Raw genomic sequence first — 680 nt, 5'->3', positions numbered from 1 at the left:
GCTGCCACAAAACTTGTAAGCGTAAACCGATTCGGTGTCGATCAATTTTGGAATAATGTCGTTGCCAAAGTCATGGCTAGACGTTTCCAGTTTCGCATCTTCGGTCAGCGCTTCTTTGAGCACATCCATATCAAAGATGTAGATCCCCATTGATGCAAGGCTCTTGGTTTTATCGTCTGGAAGAGTAGGTGGGTTTTCAGGCTTCTCGACAAAAGACTTAACCAGTCCGTTTTCAGCGATTCCCATTACTCCGAAAGCAGAGGCGTCCTTTACTGGAACATCCATACAAGCGACGGTCAGCTTTGCCCCTTTCTCTTTATGCTCCTCAAGCATCGCTGCGTAATCCATACGATAAATATGGTCACCAGATAACACAACAACGTATTTTGCGTCGTTCCGCGATAGTAACCACAAGTTGTGGTAGATGGCGTCGGCGGTACCCTCATACCATGCACCACCTTTGCGCATTTGAGGCGGAACTGCCGTAATGTACTCACCAAGTTCGGGATTAAAAATCGACCAACCGTCACGAAGGTGCTTTTGTAGTGAGTGAGATTTGTATTGAGTAAGCACTAGAATTTTACGTAAACCTGAATTAAGACAATTGGTTAGCGTAAAATCGATGATTCTGTATTTGCCGCCAAATGGTACCGCTGGTTTGGCTCGATCATCAGTGAGTG

At 45.6% G+C, this 680-nt stretch carries 1 protein-coding gene; it reads right to left on the bottom strand.

What is annotated here, in order from left to right; translation table 11 throughout:
* Positions 1–680, bottom strand: a 680-nt coding sequence (locus tag R7Q11_RS26620; protein ID WP_263857205.1) for a sugar phosphate nucleotidyltransferase, incomplete at both ends; no start/stop codon positions are given.

It is taken from the genome of Vibrio sp. 970 (genome assembly GCF_033339075.1).
The sequence above is the reverse complement of the archived record's forward strand: the minus strand, read 5'-3'. Positions and strand labels throughout refer to the sequence as shown.